Origin of the sequence: Mesorhizobium sp. CU3 (assembly GCF_006442965.1) — a bacterium.
In the GTDB taxonomy this organism is placed as follows: domain Bacteria; phylum Pseudomonadota; class Alphaproteobacteria; order Rhizobiales; family Rhizobiaceae; genus Mesorhizobium.
The window spans coordinates 22,306-42,872 of sequence record NZ_VFWX01000025.1; the positions used below are offsets into that span (position 1 = coordinate 22,306).

Here is a 20,567-nt window from a genome sequence, read left to right on the forward strand (position 1 = left end):
AGTGCGCTTGACTTCACCGATTTGGGGCTTCGCGTGACAGGGTGAAATCATAGTTGAATGAAGTGCCGCCCTCCTCGGCTGCGTTAACCGTCTTCATTCGCATTTGATTAAATAGCTGCGCCGACTGTCTTCGCATGAAGAAAGTCGACCCGGTTTGCGTGGCAATCCTTCTCGCGCCCCTCGCTTTGACGGTAGCGCTGTTCGCACTTGTGGCAATCGTCGACCGGACGTCACCGCGAGCAGCCGACCCCGGTTTCACCGCATCCATCGACCGGTAGGATTGTCCTCTTCATCCACATGACCGGCACGCCTCACTAAACCAATTCAGGGCGCCTTCGATCCAGGATCGTCACCTGGCTCGCGTGGATCCTCTTTGACGATCTCGCCAAGGACAACGGCGGTGATCCGCAGCAAGGCGAAGATATCCTCTCGTCGCATGAGGTCGAGATTGTCGGCCGCCTTCACGAGTTCCTGGGCAAGCTCAATCCCCCGATCTTTCACCTTGGGCATTCTTGCTCGTCCTAAAACAGTGGCCGGCGCCCGCGTTGGGGTGGATTGGCGCAATCCGGAGCGCCGGCCCGGCGGTCTTTTAGGGCCGCCGCATATGCAAAATGGCTAAGGTAGCTCTTTCTGACATGGTGTGATCGCGTAAGGACTTGCCGGCTCCTCGGGTAAGCAGCCTTTTCCAGTCAGCCGCCCAATTGGGGACATAAGCATCCCCTAATCTATTCGCAGTTTTAACGATCGTCGTGACGCAGCGGTAACGGTCCTGCTTAAGCGACGCTTCAACAGTTGCTGCTATTAAGGTGGCGGCTCCGGCGCGGGTTGGGGTATTGCCTGAGAGCCGGAGCCGCCCGCGCGGTCGGTGCGGCATGGACCACGCTGTTCCACAATGGGACAGCGGGATGTATAATTAGTTAAGCCTAATGTGGGGCGTGGCCAGGGCGGCCTGGCTCGGGGTCAGCGAGTGGCTCGACTGCCAAGTCAGGACGAGCCTGAACCATCGGCATATTCCACCTACCGCTCAGGTCACACCGCCAGCGTCGGCGCCGTGTTCACCTCCAGCGCCTCCTCCGCCTCGTCCTCCTCGCCCAGCACCTCGCCATGCACCTCCAGCGCGCGGCCGATCCAGAGCGGGTCGATCAAATGGTCGCGCTTGGGGTTGGTGGTGTTGGGGTGGATGAGGATGCTCAAGCCGCCGTGGTTCAGCATCAGCCAGGGCACCAGCGAGGCGAAGATCTCGGTGGCGAAGGACACCTGGTACATGGCCTGCGCATGCGGGCCGACCGGCGCGTCGCGCCAGGTGCCCAGGCGCACGCGGAAACGTTCGCCGATGCGCAGGCGTAGCCATTCGGCATATTGGCGCTCGGCGGCATCGCCATAATAGATGTGGGCGTGATAGCTGGCGATTTCGCCGAGCGGCCTGACTTCGTTCATTGCGTGGGTCCCCTTGCCAACCATTGCGGCAGGCTAAACTCTAGGCGTTTCGGCGTTTCATGGAAACGGCGAAGCGCTGCACTGTCTGTTCAGCATCGACGTCCTTAAGCGCGGGTGAGATTGGCTGATACGAGATGACCGCCGACGCCTTGCATGATTTCTTCGCACGCGATGCAGTCGTCGTCGCCCGCGCGCTGCTCGGCGCGACGCTGACGCTCTGCGGCGTCGGCGGCATCGTCGTCGAGACCGAGGCCTATCGTCCGGACGATCCGGCCTCGCACGCCTTTCGCGGCTTAACCCCGCGCAACGCGCCGATGTTCGGCGAACCGGGCAGCGCCTATGTCTATCGCAGCTACGGCCTGCACTGGTGCCTCAATGCGGTCTGCCTGCCGGGCAGCGCGGTGCTGATCCGCGCGCTGCAGCCTGTCTCCGGCATCGCCGCGATGCGGGCGCGGCGCGGCACGGATGACGAGCGTCTGCTCTGCTCCGGCCCGGGGAAACTCTGCCAGGCGCTCGGCATAGACGGTTCGCACAACAGGCTTTCGCTCGGTGCTCTCCCCTTCGCCTTCGCGCCGACGCGGATCGATCCGGCGGCGGTGGTCAGCGGGCGCAGGATCGGGCTCACCAAGGCGGTGGAGCTGGAGTGGCGCTTCGGGCTCGCCGGCTCCCGTTATTTGAGCCGGCGGTTTTGACGGGCGGCGCGTGCGCTTCATACGGATGCGGGATGATCGCACAGGGCGGCGCTAGCCTATGCGATCGGCCTTCATGGCCGAAGCGCGCCGTCGAGCGCCAGCCTTCGCAGTTGCGGGATGATGCGTTCCGTGTAGTGTGCCGGCCTAAATTAGCGGGGACTCAACAGATGAGAGCAGCAGCAATCGTCGCGCTTTGCGCGGCAGTGGCGGGATGTGTCTCCTCGCCAGTCGACACTGGCGCTGCGCTACCCCAGCAGGATCCGAAATGGGCGTCGCCGGAATGCCAGCAGGCGCGCACGGCGGCTTCCGACTATGCCCAGCGCGAGAAGGACCATCCCGGCTGGGGTTTCGGCGTACTGCTCGGGCCCTACAGCATGGGCATGGTGGCGGCGGTGAAGGAACATGAACGGCAGCAGCGCCGGCTGCTCGCCCGTCAGGTGCATCTGCAGTGCTCCAGCCAGCCGCTGCCGAAGGACCTCGATTTCGACCCGGCGATCTACGCGCCGAAGAAGACGCAGTATCCGTAGGCTTTCGCCGTTCAGTCTTGCCGCCAAGCCCCGAGCAGCGGGCCCTCGCCGCCATAGACCGGGTCGGTGTCGGGACGACGGACCTTCGGAATGCTGCGCAGCGCCCCGGCGTGGTCGGCACCATCGCGGCAAAGATCGTATGTGCCGGAAGGCGGATACGCGCCGACGACCAGGAGGTCGGCGGAGGACGACAGGCGCTGGTGGCCGGTGCCGGCCGGCAGGATGGCGACGTCGCCGGCCTTGACCAGCAGCGCCTTGCCCTGCTCGCCGCCGAAGCGGACCTCGGCCGAGCCGCGGGCGATGCCCAGCACCTCGTGGATGCGCGAATGATAATGCACGAAAGGATAGATGCCGTTGCGCCAGCTCTCGCCCCAGCCATTGGCGGCGAAGATGTCCTCGAACACGGAAGCCGGGTCGCCGTCGTCCGGCAGCATCACGGCGCCCGGATACACCAGCATCGGCCAGCGCGGGTGGTTGGGCACGAAGCCGTCATCGGCGAAGCGGAAGGCGAGCGGCTCAACCTGCCTGGTGACGCGCTGCGCCATTTTCCCCTCCTTGTGCAGTCGGCATCGTCGACTTTCGGTCGGGGTCCGAAAATCGCCTCCCCCTTCCCGCGATCGTGCTCTAACGGTTTAATGCGGATTTGGCTCCACAAGTCACAGGAGGTCGCAATGACTGCATTTCGCGGTTCGACAGTTGGCCTGGCTGCCATCGCGCTGCTTTTGGCCATCGTCGCCCTGTGGGCCGGCAAGGCTGCGGCCGCGCCTGCGGATCTCCACAAGCTCTGCAGCCAGGTGAAGAACGACGACACGGTGCGCCCCTATCAGCACGCGCTCCATGCCGGCACGGTCAAGGCGTTCAAAGAGCTGTTTCCCGACGCGAAGGGCATGCCGCAGGAAGCCGAGCTCGAGACGCAGGCCAATTACCGCTGCATGGACGGCAAGCTGCTCGCCTGCTTCGTCGGCGCCAATCTACCCTGCGCCAAGATGAACGCCGCGCGCGACAATCCCGGCGCCGACGAATTCTGCAAAACCAATGCGAACGCGGACTCCGTGCCGGCCTTCGCGACCGGCCACGACGCCGTCTATGCCTATAAATGCGAGGGCGGCAAGGCAGTGGTGAGCGGCACGAACTGGCTGCTCGACAAGCGCGGCTTTGCGACGAAGCTTTGGGTGGAGGTGCCGAAGCGCTGAGGCCGGTCTGGGGCGATGTTTCCCTCAGCGCGCCAGGGAGAGCTTGAGGCGCGGCGCGAAGAAGCAGCGCAGATAGGGCTGGTTGGTTATGACGTAATGGCTCTCGCAGATATGGTACCGGCCGTCCGGCGATTCCTGCACGCGGTCCGGCGGGATGTGGAAGCCGTCGGGCAGGTAGACATAGCCGCCGTCTGCCCTGGCCTGCACCGAGGATTGCGGTATGGGACGGCAATCCGTGCCGCCGCAGCATTTGAAGTTGGTGACCGGGTCGACCTTGTTTTCGTACCAGTCATGGGCATGGGCGCCTGTCGCGGCGGCAAGGCAAATGGCTGTGACGACGACCCTTCGCATGGCATCCCTCGACCGAGGCGCTGCTCATTCAAGCGTCATGTATATGAGCGTTCCGCCGGAAACGCCATCAGTCAGAAGGGTGCCGGCGGGCGACGCCCGGCCTCATTCCCCGACTCCCCGCGGCCGCCAGGCCAGCAAGCGCATGGCGTTGGCGGTGACCAGCACCGTCGCGCCGGTGTCGGCCAGGATCGCCGGCCACAGGCCGGTGACGCCGACAAGCGTGGTGACCAGGAACACAGCCTTCAGCCCGAGCGCAACGGTGATGTTCTGGCGGATGTTGCCCAGCGCGCGGCGCGACAGTTCGATCATCGCTGCGAGGTCGCCGACGCGGCCGTGCAGCACCGCCGCATCGGCAGTCTCCAGCGCGACGTCGGTGCCGCCGCCCATGGCGATGCCGACATCCGCAGCGGCCAGCGCCGGCGCGTCGTTGATGCCGTCGCCGACCTTGGCGACCTTTTTGCCTGAGGACTGCAGGTCGCGCACGATGCGCTGCTTGTCCTGCGGCAACATCTCGGCATGCACGGCAAGTCCGAGGTCGCCAGCGATCGCGGCTGCCGTGCGCCTGTTGTCGCCGGTCAGCATCACCGGCTCCACACCGGCCGCGCGCAGCGCCGCCAGCCCGGCTTTTGCATCGGCGCGCGGTTCGTCGCGCATGGCGATGATGCCGGCCGGCACGCCGGCGGCAATCAGCACCGCGACCGATTTGCCCGCATCGTTGAAGGCGGCGATCTGCGCCAGCATATCGGCAGGAAGAGCGACGCGCTCGCCGGCGGCCGCCGGCGACCCGAGGAAGATCTCCTTGCCGCCGACCTTGCCGGAAACGCCTTTGCCGCCGAGCGCGAAAGCTTCGGACGCCGGAGGCACAGGGACCTTGTCCGCCTTGGCGCGGTCGAGGATCGCCAGCGCCAGCGGATGGCTGGAGCCCGTCTCCAGCGCCGCCGCCATCGACAGCGTATTGGACTCGCTACGCCCAAACGCGACGATGTCGGTGACCTTCGGCCTGCCCTCGGTCAGCGTGCCGGTCTTGTCCAGCGCCATCGCATCGATCGAGCCCAGCGCTTCGAGAATTGCGCCGCCCTTGATCAACAGGCCGCGCCGCGCGCCGGCCGACAAGGCCGCCGCGATCGCCGCCGGCGTCGAGATGACCAACGCGCAAGGGCACCCGATCAACAGGATGGCGAGGCCTTTGTAGATCCATTCGCTCCAACTCGCGCTCATGACCAGCGGCGGCAGCACCGCGACCAGTGCGCCAAGCACCAGCACGGCCGGCGTGTAGATTTTCGAGAAACGGTCGATGAAGCGCTCGGTCGGCGCCTTGCTCTCCTGCGCCTCCTCGACCAGTTTTACGACACGCGCGATGGTGTTGTCGGCCGCGGCCGCCGTGACCTTCACGCGCAGGACCGCATCGGCGTTGATGGTGCCGGCGAAGACGGCATCGCCGGCCTTCTTGCGCACAGGCACGCTTTCGCCGGTGACCGGCGCCTCGTCGATAGCGCTGTCGCCCTCGACGATCAGGCCGTCCGCGGCGATCCGGTCGCCGGGGCGAATGAGAATGACCGCGCCGACGGACAGGTTTTCGGCGGGCACCTCCTCGACCGCGCCGTTGCGCTCGACCAGGGCGATCTTCGGGACGAGGCCTGCCAGGCTTTGGATGCTGGCGCGGGCGCGGCGCGCGGCGACGCCTTCCAGCAACTCGCCGACGAGGAACAGGAAGACGACGGCGGCCGCTTCTTCCGCCGCGCCGATGATGACGGCGCCGACGGCGGCGATGGTCATCAGCGTCTCGATCGAGAACGGCGTGCCGGCACGGGCAGCGGCGAAGGCGCGGTTGGCGATCGGCAAAAGGCCGATCGCAAGGGCTGCCAGAAACGCCCACCATTCGACCGGCGGATAGAGCCGGCCGACGCCGTAGGCCAGCCCAAGCGCCAGGCCGCAGCCGATGGTGAGCACGCCCTTTTTGCTTTGCCACCAGGCGCCCTGCCCGTCGCCCGCGGTTTCCGCATGGGCGTGGCCGCCGGCCGAGCCGTGGTCGGACGCATGGTCGTGGTCATGATCGTGCCCGTGATCATGGTTGTGGTAATGTGGCCGCGATTGGGTATCGACTCCGGCCTTCCCCTTATCCGCCGGAAAGACGCCGTAGCCGAGCTTGCTCAGTTGCGCCTTGATGGCGGGCAGCAGGGCTGCGTCTTCCGCGTGACCAATCCGCATCATGCCGGCGGTGGCCGAGACGGACACGTGCTCCACGCCCGGCAGGCGGCTCACCGCCGTCTCGACCTTGGCCGCGCAAGCGGCGCAGTCCATGCCGGTGACGCGATAGCGGGTCTCTTGGACGCCCATGATTTTCAAGCTCCTTGCTTTGCTTGAAACCGGTGCTACATCCTCTAGCGACTAGAGGAGCAAGAGAAAAATGACCAAAGTCGATTTCGCCATCGGCGAGGCCGCCAGGCAAAGCGGCGTCAAGGTGCCGACCATCCGTTACTACGAGCAGATCGGCCTGTTGCCGGCCGCCTCGCGCACCGAGGGCAATCGCCGGCTCTACGATCGCCGCGACCTCGACCGCCTCGCCTTCATCCGCCATGCGCGCGAGCTCGGCTTCGAGGTCGAGGCCATCCGCACGCTGCTGACGCTTCAGGACAATCCGGACCAGTCCTGCGCCGCCGCCGACGCCATCGCCAAGGCCAGGCTCGCGGAAGTCGAGAGGCGCATCGCCAGCCTGAACGCGCTGCGCGAGGAACTCAAGCGCATGGTCAAGCAATGCGCCAGCGGCAAGATCGGCGACTGCCGCGTCATCGAGACGTTGGCCGACACGACCCATGCGCATGGCCGGTTGGCCGAGGCATAGCCTCGCGCCGTCACCCGCGGGTCAGGCAGTGGCAATATCACCGCCGCACCAAAGCTGCCGGGAGCGGCTCCGACCGTCGGGGCAGCGCTCAACGCCCCGGTATCGTCACGAGCCGGCGCCGTTCACGCTGGTCGCGATGTTTTTGAACTTGCTGTTCAGCGCGGTGCCCAACGCTCCCGCGCCCACCAAGATGGCCAGCGCAATGAGCGCCGCGATCAGTCCGTATTCAATTGCCGTTGCACCCGACTCGTCGACACAAAATCGCTTTATCAGAGACTGCATCTTGAACCCCATTCGAACAGGAAATCGCAAAGCCCTATCGCGCCCAAGTTGTTTTTTGGTTAACGGTACACGTGAAAATAGCTTGAAGTTGCAGCCAACCTTCTCCGCCCGCGCTCTCCAATCGGCCCGATCCGGCAAGTGGCTGCATAAGCCCGATTTATCGTGACCCCCAGTTTTTGAAGAGGTTACACGGTCATGTGCCGTCTGTAGCTTCGGCACCGCTCGTTCAACAATAGTACGGATTTGGTGGTTTGATGCAGACACATGCGCGGGTGGTGGTGGTTGGCGGGGGATGTGTCGGCGCGGGTATACTTTATGGGCTGGCGAAGCGCGGCTGGACCGATGTGGCGCTGCTCGAACGCACCCAATTAACCGCCGGCTCGACCTGGCATGCGGCCGGCCTGATCCCTTCCTATGCCCGCAATATCAATGTCGGGCGAATGATCAACAAGACGATCGAAATCTATGAGGGGCTGGAGGCCGAAACCGGACAGCCGGTCGGCTGGCACAAATGCGGGCAGCTGCGCATCGCCAATTCCAGGGACCGGCTCGACGAATACAAAAGCTACATGAGCGTCGCCGCGGTGCAAGGCATGCGGGCGCAGCTTTTGACGCCGGACGAGGCGCGAAAACTCTGGCCGCTGCTCGAGAACAGGGAGATGCTCGGCGCGCTCTATCATCCCGACGACGGCCATATCGCGCCGGCCGACGTGACGCATGCCATGGCCAAGGGCGCGCGCGACCTGGGTGCGAAAATCTATCTCAACACCGAGGTCACCGGCTTCAAGCGGACGCCAGGCGGCGAATGGCTGGTGCAGACGAACCAGGGCGACATCACCTGCGAGCACCTTGTCTGCGCGACCGGCAATTACGCGCGCCAGACCGGCGCGATGCTCGGCCTGGATATCCCGGCGATCCCGATCCTGCATCAGTACTGGATCACCGAGGCGGTGCCGGAGGTGATCGAGCGCAAGCGCGCCGGGCGGCCCGAAATGCCGATCCTGCGCGACGAGGGTTTCGAGGGCTATCTGCGCGAGGAAGGCGACGGCTTCATGTTCGGGCCCTACGAGCGCACCGAACACCTGAAACTGTTCGCCGAGGACGGCGTGCCCGCCTGGTTCGGCGCCGATCTGCTGGAAGAGGATTTCGATGCCGTGGCCTGGAACTGGGAACAGGCGCTGCAGCTGGTGCCTGCGCTTGGGCGCGTGGGCATCAAGGCCAATGTGCGCGGACCCTTCCAGATGACGGCGGACGAGTTGCCATTGATGGGACCGGCCTGGGGCTTGCCTAACGCATGGCTCGCCGAAGGCGTGCCGGGCGGCATCCTGTGGGGTGGGACAATAGGTTATTATCTGTCGGAGCGGATCGTGGAGGGCGCCAACAGCATCGACGTCTCCGACCTCGATCCGCGCCGCTTCGGCGACTACGCCAACAAGGAATGGACGCGCGAAAAAGTGCGCGAGGCCTGGGGCACGCATGCGGAGCAGAAATATCCGGGACAGGACATGCCCGCCGCGCGGCCGCAGAAGACCGCCCCGTCATACGACAGGCTGACGGAGCTGGGTGCGGTCTGGGGCGTGCTCAATGGCTGGGAGATGCCGAACTGGTTCGCGCGCGACGGGGTCGAGGCCAAGGATCAGTATAGCTGGCGCTGGACACCCAAAGGCAACCTCGTCGGCGAGGAAGTGCTGGCGGTGCGCAACGCCGTCGGCCTGGTCGAGATGACGCCGATGACCAAATTCGAAGTGTCGGGACCGGGCGCGGCTCTATGGCTGGATGGGATCGTCGCCAACCGGCTCCCGGCGGTCGGCAAGGCGGTCCTGGCGCATCACCTGACGGCGGCCGGCGGCGTGCAGGCGGAGTACATGGTGGCGCGGCTCGGCGAGGACAGTTTTTACCTGATCTCGACGCCTCGCGCCGAGCGCTGGAACTTCGACGATCTTTCCAGGCTGTTACCCGCCGACGGCAGCGTGAGCCTGAAGAACGCCACCAACGATCGCGGCTGCTTCACCATCGTCGGCCCGAAAGCGCGAGACGTGCTCCAGCCGTTGACCGAGATCGACCTTTCCAACGAGGCCTTCCCCTGGTTCGGCGTGAAGACCGGCAGCGTGGCTCTCGCCAGCGACGTGCGGCTGCTGCGCGTCAACTATGAGGGTGAGCTCGGCTGGGAACTTTACCATCCCCTCGCCTATCAGCGCCAGTTGCTGGATGCGATCCTGAAAGAAGGCGAGAAGCACGGCATGCGGCTGGTTGGGCTGCATGCGCTTGAGTCGCTGCGGCTCGAGAAATCCTACCGCGCCATGTATCGCGACATGAACCCGGAACTGAACGCACTTGAGAGCGGGCTGGAGCGTTTTGTCCGGCTCGACAAGGGCGAGTTCGTCGGGCGCGGCGCGGTGTTGAAATACAAGGAACGCAACGACCAGCGCCGTTCGGTGACGCTGAAAATCGAGACCGACGGCGCAAGCACTCTTGCCAATGAGGGGCTGTATGTCGACGGCTCGCTGGTTGGGCGCATCACCTCCGGCGGCTATGGTTACGCACTCGGCCATGACATCGCGTTGGCGCTGCTGCCGGAGCGGTTCGCCAAGCCCGGCACCAAGCTCGATGTCGCGATCCTCGGCGACTGGAAGGTCGCTGAGATCATTGCGGATTCGCCTTACGATCCGACCTCGGCCAGGGTTCGGATGTAGCCGCCATGCGCATCGATCGGATCAACGTCTATTCGGCGCAATTGCCGGTCAAAAATGGCGTCTACCGCATGGCCAGCGCCGATGTCACGGCGCTGGATTCGACGCTGGTCGAGATCGTCACGGATGACGGCCTTGCCGGCTGGGGCGAGACCTGCCCGATCGGCCCGGTCTACCAGCCGCATCATGCGCTCGGCGCGCGTGCCGCGATCGCCGAAATCGCGCCGGGGCTGATCGGCGCGGAGATAGCTTCGATCCGGCTGCTGGCCAAGCGCATGGACGAGCGGTTGAACGGGCACGGCTACGCCAAAGCCGCCTTCGACATGGCCTTTCTCGACCTGCTTGGACAGAAGCTCGGCGTTCCCGTTTCGACGCTGCTCGGCGGCGCGCTGACCGACCGGGTGCCGGCCTATTATTCGCTGATCGTCGGGCCGCCCGACGAGACGGCGAAGATCGCTGCCGACAAGGTGAAGGCGGGATATCCGCGCCTGCAGGTGAAGATCGGCGGGCGCAACCTCGAAGAGGACGTCGCCGTCGTCCACAAGGTCTGGGAAGCGGTCGGCTACAAAGCGCGGATCGCGGTCGACGGCAACCGGGGACTGACGGTGGCCTCCGCGATCCATCTCGACCGGCTCTGCCAGGCGATCCCCTTCGTCTTCGAGCAGCCCTGCAACACAATGGACGAGATCGCGACGCTGAAAGGCCGCGTCACGCATCCGGTCTATCTCGACGAAAGCACTGAGGACCAGAACGCCGTGCTGCGCGCCATCTCGCTCGGCATCGCCGACGGTTTCGGCTTCAAGGTGACGCGTCTCGGCGGGCTGACCAAGATGACGACGGTGCGCGACCTCTGCGCCATCCGCTCGCTGCCGCATAGCTGCGATGACGCCTGGGGCGGCGACATCATCGCGGCGGCCTGCGTGCACCTCGCGGCCACCGTCGAGCCGCGCCGCATGGAAGGCGCCTGGATCGCGCAGGAATACATCAAGGGGTATTTCGACGCGAAGCACCCGGTCGTCATCAAGCAAGGTCACATCGCCGTGCCGCAGCGGCCGGGGCTGGGCGTGAAGCCGGAGCCTGGGATGTTCGGCAAGCCGGTGGCGATTTACGGGCCGTAGGCCTGATCGATCACTTCGCGAACGACGCGGATCGTTCCGCCCTGTCCTGCGTTCTTCCGGCATGCAAGGAGGAACGGCGATGGACGACGATCGGATGGAGAAGATCAAGCAACGTGCCTATGAGATCTTTCAGCGCGAGGGCGGTATCCTCGGCAATCACGACAGGCACTGGCATCAGGCCGAAATGGAGATCGACCGCGAGGCGGCTCTGCCGCTGACGGCAGGTGACGTGCTGCCCGAAACCGGCGAGATCGACAGCGCGGATGTGCTGACGGTCGAGGCGCTCGCCATGCGCACCGGCATTTCCGGCGACGAGGCGCAAGAACTGCTCGACCGGCTGGGCAATGATCGCGTGGCGATCGAGCAAGCCGCGAGAAGCTTGAAGGTGAAGCGGCGGAGCTGACCCGCCCTACCTGCGCCCCACCGTCAAAACGACAGGCATCCCCCAGGGCACATCCCGTGGCGCCTGCAGCAGCGAGACCTTGCCGTCCGCGACCTGGGCTTCCCACCTCGTGTAGTGCTTCAGCCTGTAGCTGCCGGAGCGCACGCTGAGACCGGCGACGGGGCCGCCATCAAGGTTGAGCGCCGTCTTGATGTCGAGCCCGGCGCCGAGCAGGAAGGTCGCCAGCCGGTCGAGCGAGAAGAAGGCATCCTTGCTCGAGCCGACGACGATGCGGCCCTGGCGATCCTCGGCGATGAAGGTGGGGGTGTGACCGGCGCCGTCGCCCTTGGCGGCGGTACCGCTATGCAGATAGATGGCCAACTCATCCAGGTGTATCGCCAGATGCACCCTCATGCTTGTGACGGAACGGACCGCGCTTTACTGAACGGCTTCGCCCAGTTTTCAGGACTTTCTTTGTATCTTCAATTTTTCCGATTTTTCTAAGACGATCTCCACTGGATTGGAGGACTTTCGGTCAATTGTAAAAATCGGAGGAAGAAGTGCGTCTGTTCCCGGCAATTGCATTTCTTGCAGTTCTTTTAGGACTTCAATTCGCCAAGGCTGATGATTTCGCCGACCGAAGGGCAATGGAGAAATCCGTGATTGACCTGTTCATGGCGGAGAAATTTGACGCACTCGATGCGATGGCTGACGAATTCCGAACCTCCCGCGAGAGAACCAGTAGCGGCATCTGGAAATTGACTGTCTTTTACGACAGTTTCAGTTCCACCGTACGGCTGGACGAAAAATCCTATGCCAAACTTGAGAACCTGGCATCGGCCTGGATAGATGCAAGGCCAAATTCAATTGCCGCCAAGTTGACCTATGCGCAGCTTCTTAATGATCACGCCTGGGTTTTGCGAGGGGACGACTACTGGGCCAACCTGACCGAACAACAGCGTCGTGACTACATGCGATACCACACGAGATTTCGCTACTATCTGATAGATATAAAGAATAAGACATCCGCTGACCCACAATGGTATGCTCTAATGAGCACAGCTGCCGTATATGAGGGATGGGACGACGAATCCATTGACGCTTTTATCTCTGAAGCAATCGATAAAGAACCATACTATTATCAAACTTACTTTAATTTATTCACGCATTACCAAAGTAAATGGGGCGGAGAGCCATCCAAACTGAAAGATCTTATATTTAGAATAACCAACCACACGAAATCTCATGACGGTAAATCATTCATCGCTCGTGGATACTGGGTTGCCTCCAGATACGGCAAAGAGGTTGTAGAAAATCTCGGTCTGGAATGGACAGACATCAATTCGGGGTTTCGTGATCTTATCAAGCAATACCCGGATCAATGGAACCTCAATGCTTATGCTAAATTCTCCTGCCTCGCGGAAGACCGGGTGAACTTCGCGATCGCTTACAGTCAAATCAAGGTTCGGCCGATCGTCGAGGCCTGGGACTATCCCGGTCAAAGTATAATCTGCGCAACCTGGGCGATGCATCCCGAGAGACATATCCAAGTGAAATAACAGACCGATAGCTGCTGCCGGCGCAATGTGCAACGGGGCATGCGCCGGCCTCGCAAATAGGACGGCCACTCACACTTCGAGCATGGCCTTGATGGCGCGGCGTTCGTCCATGGCGCGGTAGCCTTCGGCGACCTCAGCCAAGGGCAGCGTCAGGTCGAACACCTTGCCGGGCTTGATCCTGCCCTTCAGCACACGGTCCATCAGGTCGGGCAGGAAGCGGCGCACCGGCGCCGGGCCGCCCAGCATGCGCTTCTGGCCGAAGAACAGGCGCTGCCCGTCGAGGGATACGTCATGCGGCACGCCGACATAGCCGATGGTGCCGCCCGGGCGCGACACGGCCAGCGCCTGGTCGAAGGACTCGGCCGTGCCGACGCATTCGAGCACCGAGTCAGCGCCGACGCCCTTGGTCAACTGCTTGATCAGCGCGATGCCTTCCTCGCCGCGCTCGGCGACGATGTCGGTGGCGCCGAATTCGCGCGCCAGCTTCTGGCGGCTTTCATGACGGCTCATGGCGATGATGCGCTCGGCACCCATCTCCTTGGCTGCCAGCACGCCCATCAGCCCGACGGCGCCGTCGCCGACCACGACGACGGTCGATCCCTCGCGCACTTGCGCCGCGTCGGCCGCATACCAGCCGGTGCCTAGCACATCAGAAACGGCAAGCAGATCCGCGACCAGCTCGGCCGGCGGCATTTCCGCCGTCGCCACCAGCGTGCCGTCAGCCAACGGCACCCGCGCATAAGGCGCCTGCGCGCCCGACATGAATTCGCGCTGCTCGCAGGACGACTGGAAACCGAAGCGGCAATGCGGGCAGGTGTTGTCGGAGAGGCAGAACGAGCCGACGACGAACTGGCCGGGGCGGATGGTGCGCACCTCTGAGCCCACCTCGACGACAATGCCGCAATATTCATGGCCCATATGCTGCGGGGCATTCACCGGCTGCAGCCCGCGAAACGGCCACAGGTCCGAGCCGCAGATGCAGCTCGCCGACAGTTTGATGATGGCGTCGGTCGGCTTCAGGATTTTTGGATCGGCGACTTCCTCGCAGCGTATGTCGCCAGGCTTGTGCAGAACGGTTGCAAGCATCTTTTTCTCCTTGTCGGGATTGGATTGTCAGGCGCCGTAGTCGGCGTCGGAAACATGGTCCATCCAGTCGACGGTCTTGCCGTCCTTGACCTCCTGGACAGCGATATGGGTCATCGCGGTTTGCGGCGACGCGCCGTGCCAATGCTTCTCGCCCGGCGCGATCCAGACGACGTCGCCCGGCCTGATCTCCTCGACCCGGCCGCCGTCGCGCTGGACACGGCCGACGCCGGAGACGACGATCAGCGTCTGTCCCAGCGGATGCGTGTGCCAGGCGGTGCGGGCGCCGGGCTCGAAGGTGACCTGCGCGCCCTGCACGCGCTGGGCGTCGAAGGGGTTGAACAGCGGATCGACCCGCACCGTGCCGGTGAACCAGTCTGCTGGCCCCTTGGCGGAAGGCCGGGTGCCGGCGCGAAGAATGTCCATGGGTAGTCTCCTTGAACTGCAGATGCGTTCGATGCGGCGCGGATCCGGCGGGTATGCATGCATGGCGGCAGCCCACCCTGCGGGAGTCGGGGACGACCGTTCCGACCTGCGCCAGGCGGCAGCCCGGCCCGAAGGCGCCAGTTGCGAGAAACATATTGCAGCGCGGCACATTCGATTAGGCCCAATAATCCGCATGGACTTATCGGATTGTGATATGAATGACGACTGGAGGTGCCGCCATGCTGCGCGACGACATGAAGGATCTGCTGTGGTTCGTGGCGGTCGCGCGCGAACGCAGCTTCACCAAGGCAGCGGCGCTGCTTGGAACCTCGCAATCGACACTGAGCTCGACGATCAAGCAATTGGAAGCGCGGCTCGGCGTGCGGCTGTTGACGCGTACGACGCGCTCCGTGGCGCCCACCGAAGCCGGCGAGCGGCTCTACCAGTCGCTTGCGCCCCGCTTCGAGGAGATCGAAGCCGACCTCGCCAGCCTGGTCGCCTTTCGCGACAAGCCGAGCGGCACCGTGCGCCTCACACTCTCCGACCATGCGTTGCGTTCGACCGTCTGGCCGAAGCTGGAGCCGGCGCTGCGCGACTATCCCGATCTGCGCGTCGAGCTCTACAGCGACAACGGCATGAAGAACATCGTCGAAGAGCGCTTCGACGCCGGCGTGCGGCTCGGCGAAAGCATCGACAAGGACATGATCGCGGTGCGGATTGGTCCGGACTGGCGCTTGGTGGCGGTCGCATCGCCGGACTATTTTGCCCGCCATGGCGTCCCGCAAACGCCGCAGGAGCTGGTCGGGCACACATGCATCAACCTGCGGCTGACCACCGTCGGCGGACTATACGCCTGGGAGTTCGCCAGCGACGGTCGTGAGCTGCGCGTGCGGGTGGACGGCCAGCTGACCTTCAATTCGACCATCCCGATGATCGACGCGGCGCTCAGCGGTTACGGCATCTGCTATGTGCCGGAGAACCTCGTCAGCCTACACATCGCCGAGGGCAACCTACGGCTTGTGCTCGACGACTGGAGCCCGCCCTTTGCCGGCTACCACCTCTACTATCCGAGCCGGCGCCAGATCTCGCCGGCGCTGGCGGTGATCGTGGAGGCGTTGCGGCATCGTGCTTGAAGCTGATCGAAGGAGTTCTTGACGCAAACAGCTTTCGCCATCAGCGAAACAGCAACTAAGACGACCAGCGCGACCGGCACCGGTCTTCAGCCTTGAGCGGCACGCCTTTGCACCTGGCCAGTGTCTTCGTCGACGTCACCGTCTTGCGACCAGTTGGCCCGAACACGGTCGCTTGCTTCGAGATAGGCCATGTCGATCAAATAGGTCAGCAGCTTCTCGCCGTCGGCCTCGGTCCGCTGGCGCAGTTCCCGCAACATGCCTTGCGCGAACTTCAGGTTTCGTAGTTTGCTCGACCTGTCCATTCCGCGAAACTCCTAACCCGGCAAAAAGTTCAACAGCCGGCCTTGTTTGGTAAATCATTTGCTGCAGCCGCGCTGCCGCCGCCAGCTACAAGTGAATATTCTACAAATTTTTGCTCGAACGGCATCAATTGACAAATTTTCCGACCAAGCAAACATGGCACTCCGCATAATCCGCGGTCAGAATCTGCTTGTTCGTGACATTATGCTGTATTGTACTTCCCAGACAAGGGCGAGTAGGCAAGGCGATGGGCTGGAAGATTGCGGCGGCTTTTTTTCTTCTCAGCGCGGCTATGTGCGGACAGGCGCAGGCATGGGGCCAAGAAGGCCATGCGGTGGTCGCCGAAATTGCGCAGCACCGGCTGAACAAGGACGCCTATGAGGCAATCGAGCGCCTGCTGCGCACCCATTTGAAACTCGAGGAACCGGCGACCGTCTCTCTGGCCTCGGTGGCGAGTTGGGCCGACAACTACCGTTCCGCCCATAAGGAAACGTCGAACTGGCATTTCGTCGACATTCCGCTGGCGTCTAAGCCGGGCGACGCGAGCGCCGGCGCCACTGCTTATGATCCGGCGCGCGACTGCAAGGACAATGCGAGTTTCGGCACCTGCCTGATGAAGGCGCTGCCGGCGCAGGAGAAGATTCTCGCCGACCTGACCAAGAGCGACGAGGAGCGCTGGATGGCGCTGGCCTTCGTCATCCATCTGGTCGGCGACCTGTCGCAGCCGCTGCATTGCGTCGAGCGCATGGACGGCACCCAGGGCGACCAGGGCGGCAACGCGCTGACGGTGACCTTCAACGTCTACCGGCCCAAGCCCGACGGCTCGACCTATCGCGATCTCACCACCTTCCACGCGGTGTGGGATTCAAGCCTGATCCTGTTCAAATATTACGACTGGGGCAATGTGGCCTCGGACATCGAGACCGACATCATCCCGAACCTTCCGCCGCTGCCCGCCGCCGAACAGACGCCGGAAAAATGGCTGGCCGAATGCCACGAAAGGGCCGAGGACGCCTACCGCGCGCTGCCCAAGGGCACGGTCATCAAATCCGACAATCCGCATGCGGTGATCCTCGACCAGGCTTATTTCGACCAGTTCTCGCCGGTGGCCGTCGAACAGCTGGCGCTCGGCGGCCTGCACTTGGCGGCCGTGCTCAACGAGACGCTGGCGACTGATAAGTAGAAGTCAGCGGCGCACCGTCGAAACCAGGCAGGCACTGCCTGGACGATCGGCGGCGCGGATGCTTCCACTCAAGCTTACCCGGGCACATAGGCGACTTTCTCGCCATCTTCCTTGATGAATTCGCGCACGGGATTGTCGAGCAGATGCAGCACCGCCTCCGAGGGCCGGCAAAGCCGGGTTCCCTTGGGCGTCTCGACGATCGGGCGATTGATGAGGATCGGATGCGCCAGCATGAAACCCACGAGTTCTTCGTCCGACCATTTGGCGTTGCCGAGATCGAGCTCGGCATAGGGCGTCCCCTTCTCGCGCAGCAGGCCGCGCACCGGGATTGCCATCGCGGCGATGAGCTCTTTCAGGTGATCGCGGCTTGGCGGCGTCTTCAGGTACTCGATCACGACTGGCTCCTCGCCGCTGGCGCGGATCATCGCCAGCGTGTTGCGGGAGGTGCCGCAGGCCGGGTTATGATAGATGGTGACGGTCATGGCTGGGCCTTCGCTGGCTTAGACTGGAGAAGAGTTTGCGGCCGCAGCAGCCAACCCATGAGCATCATGGCGATCAGCGCACCCGCCAATTCGGCGCCGATGAAGCCCGGCAGGTCGACCGGCCTTATGCCTGAGAAGGTGTTGGTGAACGCGCGGGCCACTGCGACAGCCGGATTGGCGAACGAGGTAGAGGCCGTGAACCAATAGGCGGCCGTGATGTAGAGGCCGACTAGCCAGGGTACGGCCTTCAGCTCGAAACGGGCACCGGCGAGGATGACCGCGACGAGGCCGAACGTCGCGACCGCCTCGGAGAACCACTGCGCCGGGCCGGCGCGGACTTTCATGGCCAAATCGAGCACCGGCAGCGAGAACATCAGATGCGCGGCAATCGTGCCGGCGATGCCGCCGGCAAATTGCGTGGCCAGATAGGGCGCAAGATCGCTGCGCGCGAGCGTCCTGTTCAGGCAAGAGACGAGCGACACGGCCGGATTGAAATGCGCGCCGGAGATCGGTCCCAGGATGGTGATCAGAACCACCAGCATGGCACCCGTCGCCAGCGTGTTGCCGAGCAGCACTAGGGCGATGTCGTGGGTGAGTGTCTCGGCCATGATGCCAGAGCCGACCACCGTCGCGACCAGCAGGCCGGTTCCCAGGGCCTCGGCAGCGATGCGCCGAGAAAGCGTGTAAGAGGTCATTGGCAACCACCGTCGCTAGGCTGACAGCAAGGTGCCGCCAGCGCCGGCACGCAGATCTCCGGGCGGCCCGAGCAGCAATCCTCCATCAGGAAGCGGATGAGGCCGGACAGCGCGTCGTATTCGGCGCTGTAAACGATCGAGCGGGCATCTCGCCTGGTCGTCACGAGGCCGGCGCGTTCAAGCTCCTTGAGATGGAAGCTGACATTGGAGGGCGAGACCTCGACTTTCTCGGCCAGGGCTCCGGCGGCGATGCCGTCCGGTCCGGCGATGACTAGCAACCGCAGCAAGCGCAGCCGGGTTTCCTGCGACAGCGCGCCAAAGGCGATGAGGGCTTGACGTTCGTCCATATTTCAATAATCCTTGAAATGTTGAAATGAGGAATAGCCGACATGCTTTCCACTGACAACCGGAAAATCCTGCATCCCCAGCCGACGGACCCCTTCGACCTGACAATCGGCGATCTGCTCGGAGCTCTAGCCGACCACAAGGAGCGGCCGCTCGTGTTCCGCTATGATGGCCGGCCGGTGAGGCCGGGCTATCACGTCACCGAGGTCAAGGCCGGGCATTTCTCGGGGCTGGATTGCGGAGCCAATCCCGAATCCTGGACGGAAATCTTCATCCAGCTGTGGGATGTCGACCAAGGCGGCCCGGTCCATATGCCGGCCGGCAGGTTCGCCGCCATCATCCGCAAGGTGACCGAGCATCTGGCGCTCGACCAGTCTGCCAAATTGACCTTCGAGGTCAGCGACGGCGTCCGGCCCATGGAACTGCACCGGGCAGGCATCCCCTCGCTCTGCGGCGAAGTCATCGAGGTCGAGCTGTCGCCAAGACCGGCGAGCTGCAAACCGCGCGACCGCTGGCTGGAGGAACAGAAGACCGTGACCGCGGCCTGCTGCGGCGCCAGCGGGTGCTGCTGAGGCAATAGACCGCGCGCAAGAATGGTTCACCCGTTTCACGGAACCAGCGAAACGCCTATCCCTGCGGCGTAAGCCGGACCGCGTTGGCGTAAAGCTGAACGCCCAGGCGCTCGTTGCGTCGCCATCGCGCGACGGCGCGATAGGTGATCGCGTCGGCCGGAACGTCGAGCAGGAAGCGTTCCGGGATCAGCGCGTTCGGGTCGACGCGCAATTCCGCGCCGTGCTCGTGCTGGTTCCTGACCGAGCAGGCGATCCTGACATTGTCGGCCACGATCGTCGCGTCCTTCAGCACGAATTCGCGTGCATGAAGGCGGCGTTCGACCTTGGGATAGCTGGTCATGTCCTGCGCGATCCGGATGCTTTCAACAAGCTTTGACCTGCATGCAATAGCAGCCGCAGCTTTCGGTTCCGTTATCGATTTTCCGGCCGGCCGTTAAAATCAGCATACCCGTATATGCGTGAGAGGCGCGCCTGCCGCGAAACGCCCATCGTCGCGGCCTGGATTGCGGTCAATCGGCCGTGACCCCGCTGGCCCGCAGCACCCAGCGGCGGCCGTCGCTGCGCAGATCGGTGAGCGAGAGCGGCTCGATGTCGATCTTCCAGATCGAGGAGATGGGCGCGCCGAGAACGTGGACGATGGCGGCACGGATGAGGACGGGATGCGAAACCACGATGGTGTGACCGCTCTCGCCGGCAAGGCGTTCGATCAGCGCCGCGCCGCGTTGCGCAACGGCGGCGAGCGGCTCGCCGCCATGGGGCGCGGCCTCGGGGTCGGCGAACCAGGCCGCCATGCCGTCCGGATCCTCCGCCTGCACCGCCTCGAAGCTCTTGCCGGCCCAGCGGGCAAAATCCTGCTCGGCAAGCAGCGGCTCGACCGTCGCCTGGAGGCCGAGCGCCTCAGCCGTCTGGCGCGCGGCATGCGCCGAACTTACCCAGACGCGGTCGGCGCGGCGCAGCGATGCGGCAAGCGCGCGGGCGCGCTCGAGCGCCTGCGGCTCCAGCGCCTCGTCCTTCGGAAAGCGGCCCTTGCGCATGCCGGGCGTCGCCGCGCTTGCAATCATCGTCAGGCGTATCGGCATGAAAACCCTTGTGGCCTAGTCAAAATCGGCCTCACGACGCCGTGCCGACCGCACATGTCGTTGACAGGCGAACGAAGTGCTGACAAGTGTTTTAGCGTGATACGGGATTGGAAGCCGGTGCGAGTCCGGCACGGTCGCGCCACTGTGATCGGCGAAAGCCGAAAGTCAGGCCTTATCCCGCAGCATCTGTCGAACA

Annotated in this window: 26 protein-coding genes and 1 riboswitch; of the genes, 11 read left to right on the forward strand and 15 right to left on the reverse strand. The window is 63.9% G+C overall.

The annotated features are described in order from the left end of the window. Positions 1-324: 324 nt before the first annotated feature. Together FJ988_RS28615 and FJ988_RS28620 are read right to left on the reverse strand one after the other, a co-directional pair. The gene (locus FJ988_RS28615; RefSeq protein WP_140822371.1) at positions 325-510 is read right to left on the reverse strand and encodes a hypothetical protein; all 186 of its coding nucleotides are present in this window, start codon (positions 508-510) and stop codon (positions 325-327) included. Positions 511-1,029: 519 nt separating this feature from the next. Continuing rightward, entirely contained in the window at positions 1,030-1,437 is a 408-nt protein-coding gene (locus tag FJ988_RS28620; protein ID WP_140822373.1) for a DOPA 4,5-dioxygenase family protein, read from the reverse strand. A gap of 134 nt (positions 1,438-1,571) precedes the next feature. Between FJ988_RS28620 and FJ988_RS28625 the strand changes: the two genes are divergently transcribed. After that, entirely contained in the window at positions 1,572-2,129 is a 558-nt protein-coding gene (locus FJ988_RS28625; protein ID WP_140822375.1) for a DNA-3-methyladenine glycosylase, read from the forward strand. 167 nt (positions 2,130-2,296) lie between these two features. Continuing rightward, positions 2,297-2,656, forward strand: coding sequence for a hypothetical protein (locus FJ988_RS28630; RefSeq protein ID WP_140822377.1), 360 nt, complete (start codon positions 2,297-2,299; stop codon positions 2,654-2,656). A gap of 11 nt (positions 2,657-2,667) precedes the next feature. On the opposite strand, the gene FJ988_RS28635 is transcribed toward FJ988_RS28630, so the two are convergent. Further along, positions 2,668-3,201: a cupin gene (locus FJ988_RS28635; RefSeq protein WP_140822379.1), complete on the reverse strand. Its 534-nt coding sequence runs from the start codon at positions 3,199-3,201 to the stop codon at positions 2,668-2,670. 126 nt (positions 3,202-3,327) lie between these two features. Between FJ988_RS28635 and FJ988_RS28640 the strand changes: the two genes are divergently transcribed. After that, positions 3,328-3,849 (forward strand): hypothetical protein, encoded by a 522-nt coding sequence (locus FJ988_RS28640; protein WP_140822381.1) that lies wholly within the window; start codon positions 3,328-3,330, stop codon positions 3,847-3,849. Between the two features lie 24 nt (positions 3,850-3,873). Here FJ988_RS28640 and FJ988_RS28645 read toward each other — a convergent pair whose 3' ends face one another. Continuing rightward, complete coding sequence (locus FJ988_RS28645) at positions 3,874-4,200, reverse strand: hypothetical protein (protein WP_140822383.1); 327 nt, start codon at positions 4,198-4,200, stop codon at positions 3,874-3,876. A gap of 102 nt (positions 4,201-4,302) precedes the next feature. After that, positions 4,303-6,537: a heavy metal translocating P-type ATPase gene (locus FJ988_RS28650; RefSeq protein WP_140822385.1), complete on the reverse strand. Its 2,235-nt coding sequence runs from the start codon at positions 6,535-6,537 to the stop codon at positions 4,303-4,305. A gap of 70 nt (positions 6,538-6,607) precedes the next feature. Here FJ988_RS28650 and FJ988_RS28655 point away from each other — a divergent pair, with 70 nt between their 5' ends. Next, the gene (locus FJ988_RS28655) at positions 6,608-7,042 is read left to right on the forward strand and encodes a helix-turn-helix domain-containing protein (RefSeq protein WP_140822387.1); all 435 of its coding nucleotides are present in this window, start codon (positions 6,608-6,610) and stop codon (positions 7,040-7,042) included. A gap of 105 nt (positions 7,043-7,147) precedes the next feature. Here the strand turns inward: FJ988_RS28655 and FJ988_RS28660 are convergent, their stop codons facing one another. Beyond that, positions 7,148-7,324, reverse strand: coding sequence for a Flp family type IVb pilin (locus FJ988_RS28660; RefSeq protein ID WP_140822389.1), 177 nt, complete (start codon positions 7,322-7,324; stop codon positions 7,148-7,150). 254 nt (positions 7,325-7,578) lie between these two features. On the opposite strand from FJ988_RS28660, the gene FJ988_RS28665 reads away from it, so the two are divergent. The 3 genes from FJ988_RS28665 to FJ988_RS28675 all read left to right on the forward strand — a co-directional run bounded on the left by FJ988_RS28665 (position 7,579) and on the right by FJ988_RS28675 (position 11,535). Then, complete coding sequence (locus FJ988_RS28665) at positions 7,579-10,017, forward strand: FAD-dependent oxidoreductase (RefSeq protein ID WP_140822391.1); 2,439 nt, start codon at positions 7,579-7,581, stop codon at positions 10,015-10,017. Between the two features lie 5 nt (positions 10,018-10,022). After that, positions 10,023-11,132, forward strand: coding sequence for a mandelate racemase/muconate lactonizing enzyme family protein (locus FJ988_RS28670; protein WP_140822393.1), 1,110 nt, complete (start codon positions 10,023-10,025; stop codon positions 11,130-11,132). 79 nt (positions 11,133-11,211) lie between these two features. Further along, positions 11,212-11,535: a DUF2934 domain-containing protein gene (locus tag FJ988_RS28675; protein ID WP_140822395.1), complete on the forward strand. Its 324-nt coding sequence runs from the start codon at positions 11,212-11,214 to the stop codon at positions 11,533-11,535. A gap of 6 nt (positions 11,536-11,541) precedes the next feature. Here FJ988_RS28675 and FJ988_RS28680 read toward each other — a convergent pair whose 3' ends face one another. Beyond that, positions 11,542-11,895, reverse strand: a complete 354-nt coding sequence (locus FJ988_RS28680) for a hypothetical protein (protein ID WP_140822397.1) — start codon at positions 11,893-11,895, stop codon at positions 11,542-11,544. A gap of 179 nt (positions 11,896-12,074) precedes the next feature. Between FJ988_RS28680 and FJ988_RS28685 the strand changes: the two genes are divergently transcribed. Continuing rightward, the gene (locus tag FJ988_RS28685; RefSeq protein WP_140822399.1) at positions 12,075-13,073 is read left to right on the forward strand and encodes a DUF4034 domain-containing protein; all 999 of its coding nucleotides are present in this window, start codon (positions 12,075-12,077) and stop codon (positions 13,071-13,073) included. Positions 13,074-13,142: 69 nt separating this feature from the next. Here the strand turns inward: FJ988_RS28685 and FJ988_RS28690 are convergent, their stop codons facing one another. Together FJ988_RS28690 and FJ988_RS28695 are read right to left on the reverse strand one after the other, a co-directional pair. Next, entirely contained in the window at positions 13,143-14,159 is a 1,017-nt protein-coding gene (locus tag FJ988_RS28690; protein ID WP_140822401.1) for a zinc-dependent alcohol dehydrogenase family protein, read from the reverse strand. Between the two features lie 27 nt (positions 14,160-14,186). After that, on the reverse strand, positions 14,187-14,582 hold the full coding sequence (locus FJ988_RS28695) for a cupin domain-containing protein (protein WP_140822403.1): 396 nt from the start codon (positions 14,580-14,582) through the stop codon (positions 14,187-14,189). A 239-nt stretch (positions 14,583-14,821) separates the two neighbouring features. Between FJ988_RS28695 and FJ988_RS28700 the strand changes: the two genes are divergently transcribed. Further along, positions 14,822-15,715: a LysR family transcriptional regulator gene (locus FJ988_RS28700; RefSeq protein ID WP_140822533.1), complete on the forward strand. Its 894-nt coding sequence runs from the start codon at positions 14,822-14,824 to the stop codon at positions 15,713-15,715. Between the two features lie 86 nt (positions 15,716-15,801). On the opposite strand, the gene FJ988_RS28705 is transcribed toward FJ988_RS28700, so the two are convergent. Then, on the reverse strand, positions 15,802-16,017 hold the full coding sequence (locus FJ988_RS28705; protein ID WP_140822405.1) for a hypothetical protein: 216 nt from the start codon (positions 16,015-16,017) through the stop codon (positions 15,802-15,804). 290 nt (positions 16,018-16,307) lie between these two features. Between FJ988_RS28705 and FJ988_RS28710 the strand changes: the two genes are divergently transcribed. Continuing rightward, entirely contained in the window at positions 16,308-17,198 is an 891-nt protein-coding gene (locus tag FJ988_RS28710) for a S1/P1 nuclease (protein ID WP_281407762.1), read from the forward strand. A 74-nt stretch (positions 17,199-17,272) separates the two neighbouring features. Here the strand turns inward: FJ988_RS28710 and arsC are convergent, their stop codons facing one another. Genes arsC through FJ988_RS28725 form a run of 3 tightly spaced genes read right to left on the reverse strand, consistent with a single transcriptional unit; the run spans position 17,273 to position 18,722 of the window. Beyond that, the gene (gene arsC, locus FJ988_RS28715) at positions 17,273-17,680 is read right to left on the reverse strand and encodes an arsenate reductase (glutaredoxin) (RefSeq protein WP_140822408.1); all 408 of its coding nucleotides are present in this window, start codon (positions 17,678-17,680) and stop codon (positions 17,273-17,275) included. Continuing rightward, positions 17,677-18,375: an MIP/aquaporin family protein gene (locus FJ988_RS28720; protein ID WP_140822410.1), complete on the reverse strand. Its 699-nt coding sequence runs from the start codon at positions 18,373-18,375 to the stop codon at positions 17,677-17,679. The genes arsC and FJ988_RS28720 overlap by 4 nt, the downstream gene beginning before the upstream one ends. Further along, the gene (locus FJ988_RS28725) at positions 18,372-18,722 is read right to left on the reverse strand and encodes a helix-turn-helix transcriptional regulator (protein ID WP_140822412.1); all 351 of its coding nucleotides are present in this window, start codon (positions 18,720-18,722) and stop codon (positions 18,372-18,374) included. The genes FJ988_RS28720 and FJ988_RS28725 overlap by 4 nt, the downstream gene beginning before the upstream one ends. A gap of 42 nt (positions 18,723-18,764) precedes the next feature. Here FJ988_RS28725 and FJ988_RS28730 point away from each other — a divergent pair, with 42 nt between their 5' ends. Beyond that, the gene (locus tag FJ988_RS28730) at positions 18,765-19,292 is read left to right on the forward strand and encodes a DUF6428 family protein (protein ID WP_140822414.1); all 528 of its coding nucleotides are present in this window, start codon (positions 18,765-18,767) and stop codon (positions 19,290-19,292) included. A 55-nt stretch (positions 19,293-19,347) separates the two neighbouring features. Here FJ988_RS28730 and FJ988_RS28735 read toward each other — a convergent pair whose 3' ends face one another. Next, positions 19,348-19,632: a PilZ domain-containing protein gene (locus tag FJ988_RS28735; RefSeq protein ID WP_140822416.1), complete on the reverse strand. Its 285-nt coding sequence runs from the start codon at positions 19,630-19,632 to the stop codon at positions 19,348-19,350. 169 nt (positions 19,633-19,801) lie between these two features. After that, complete coding sequence (locus FJ988_RS28740; protein WP_140822418.1) at positions 19,802-20,371, reverse strand: histidine phosphatase family protein; 570 nt, start codon at positions 20,369-20,371, stop codon at positions 19,802-19,804. Positions 20,372-20,473: 102 nt separating this feature from the next. Beyond that, positions 20,474-20,551, forward strand: a riboswitch (adenosylcobalamin (AdoCbl) riboswitch). Positions 20,552-20,567 lie beyond the last annotated feature (16 nt).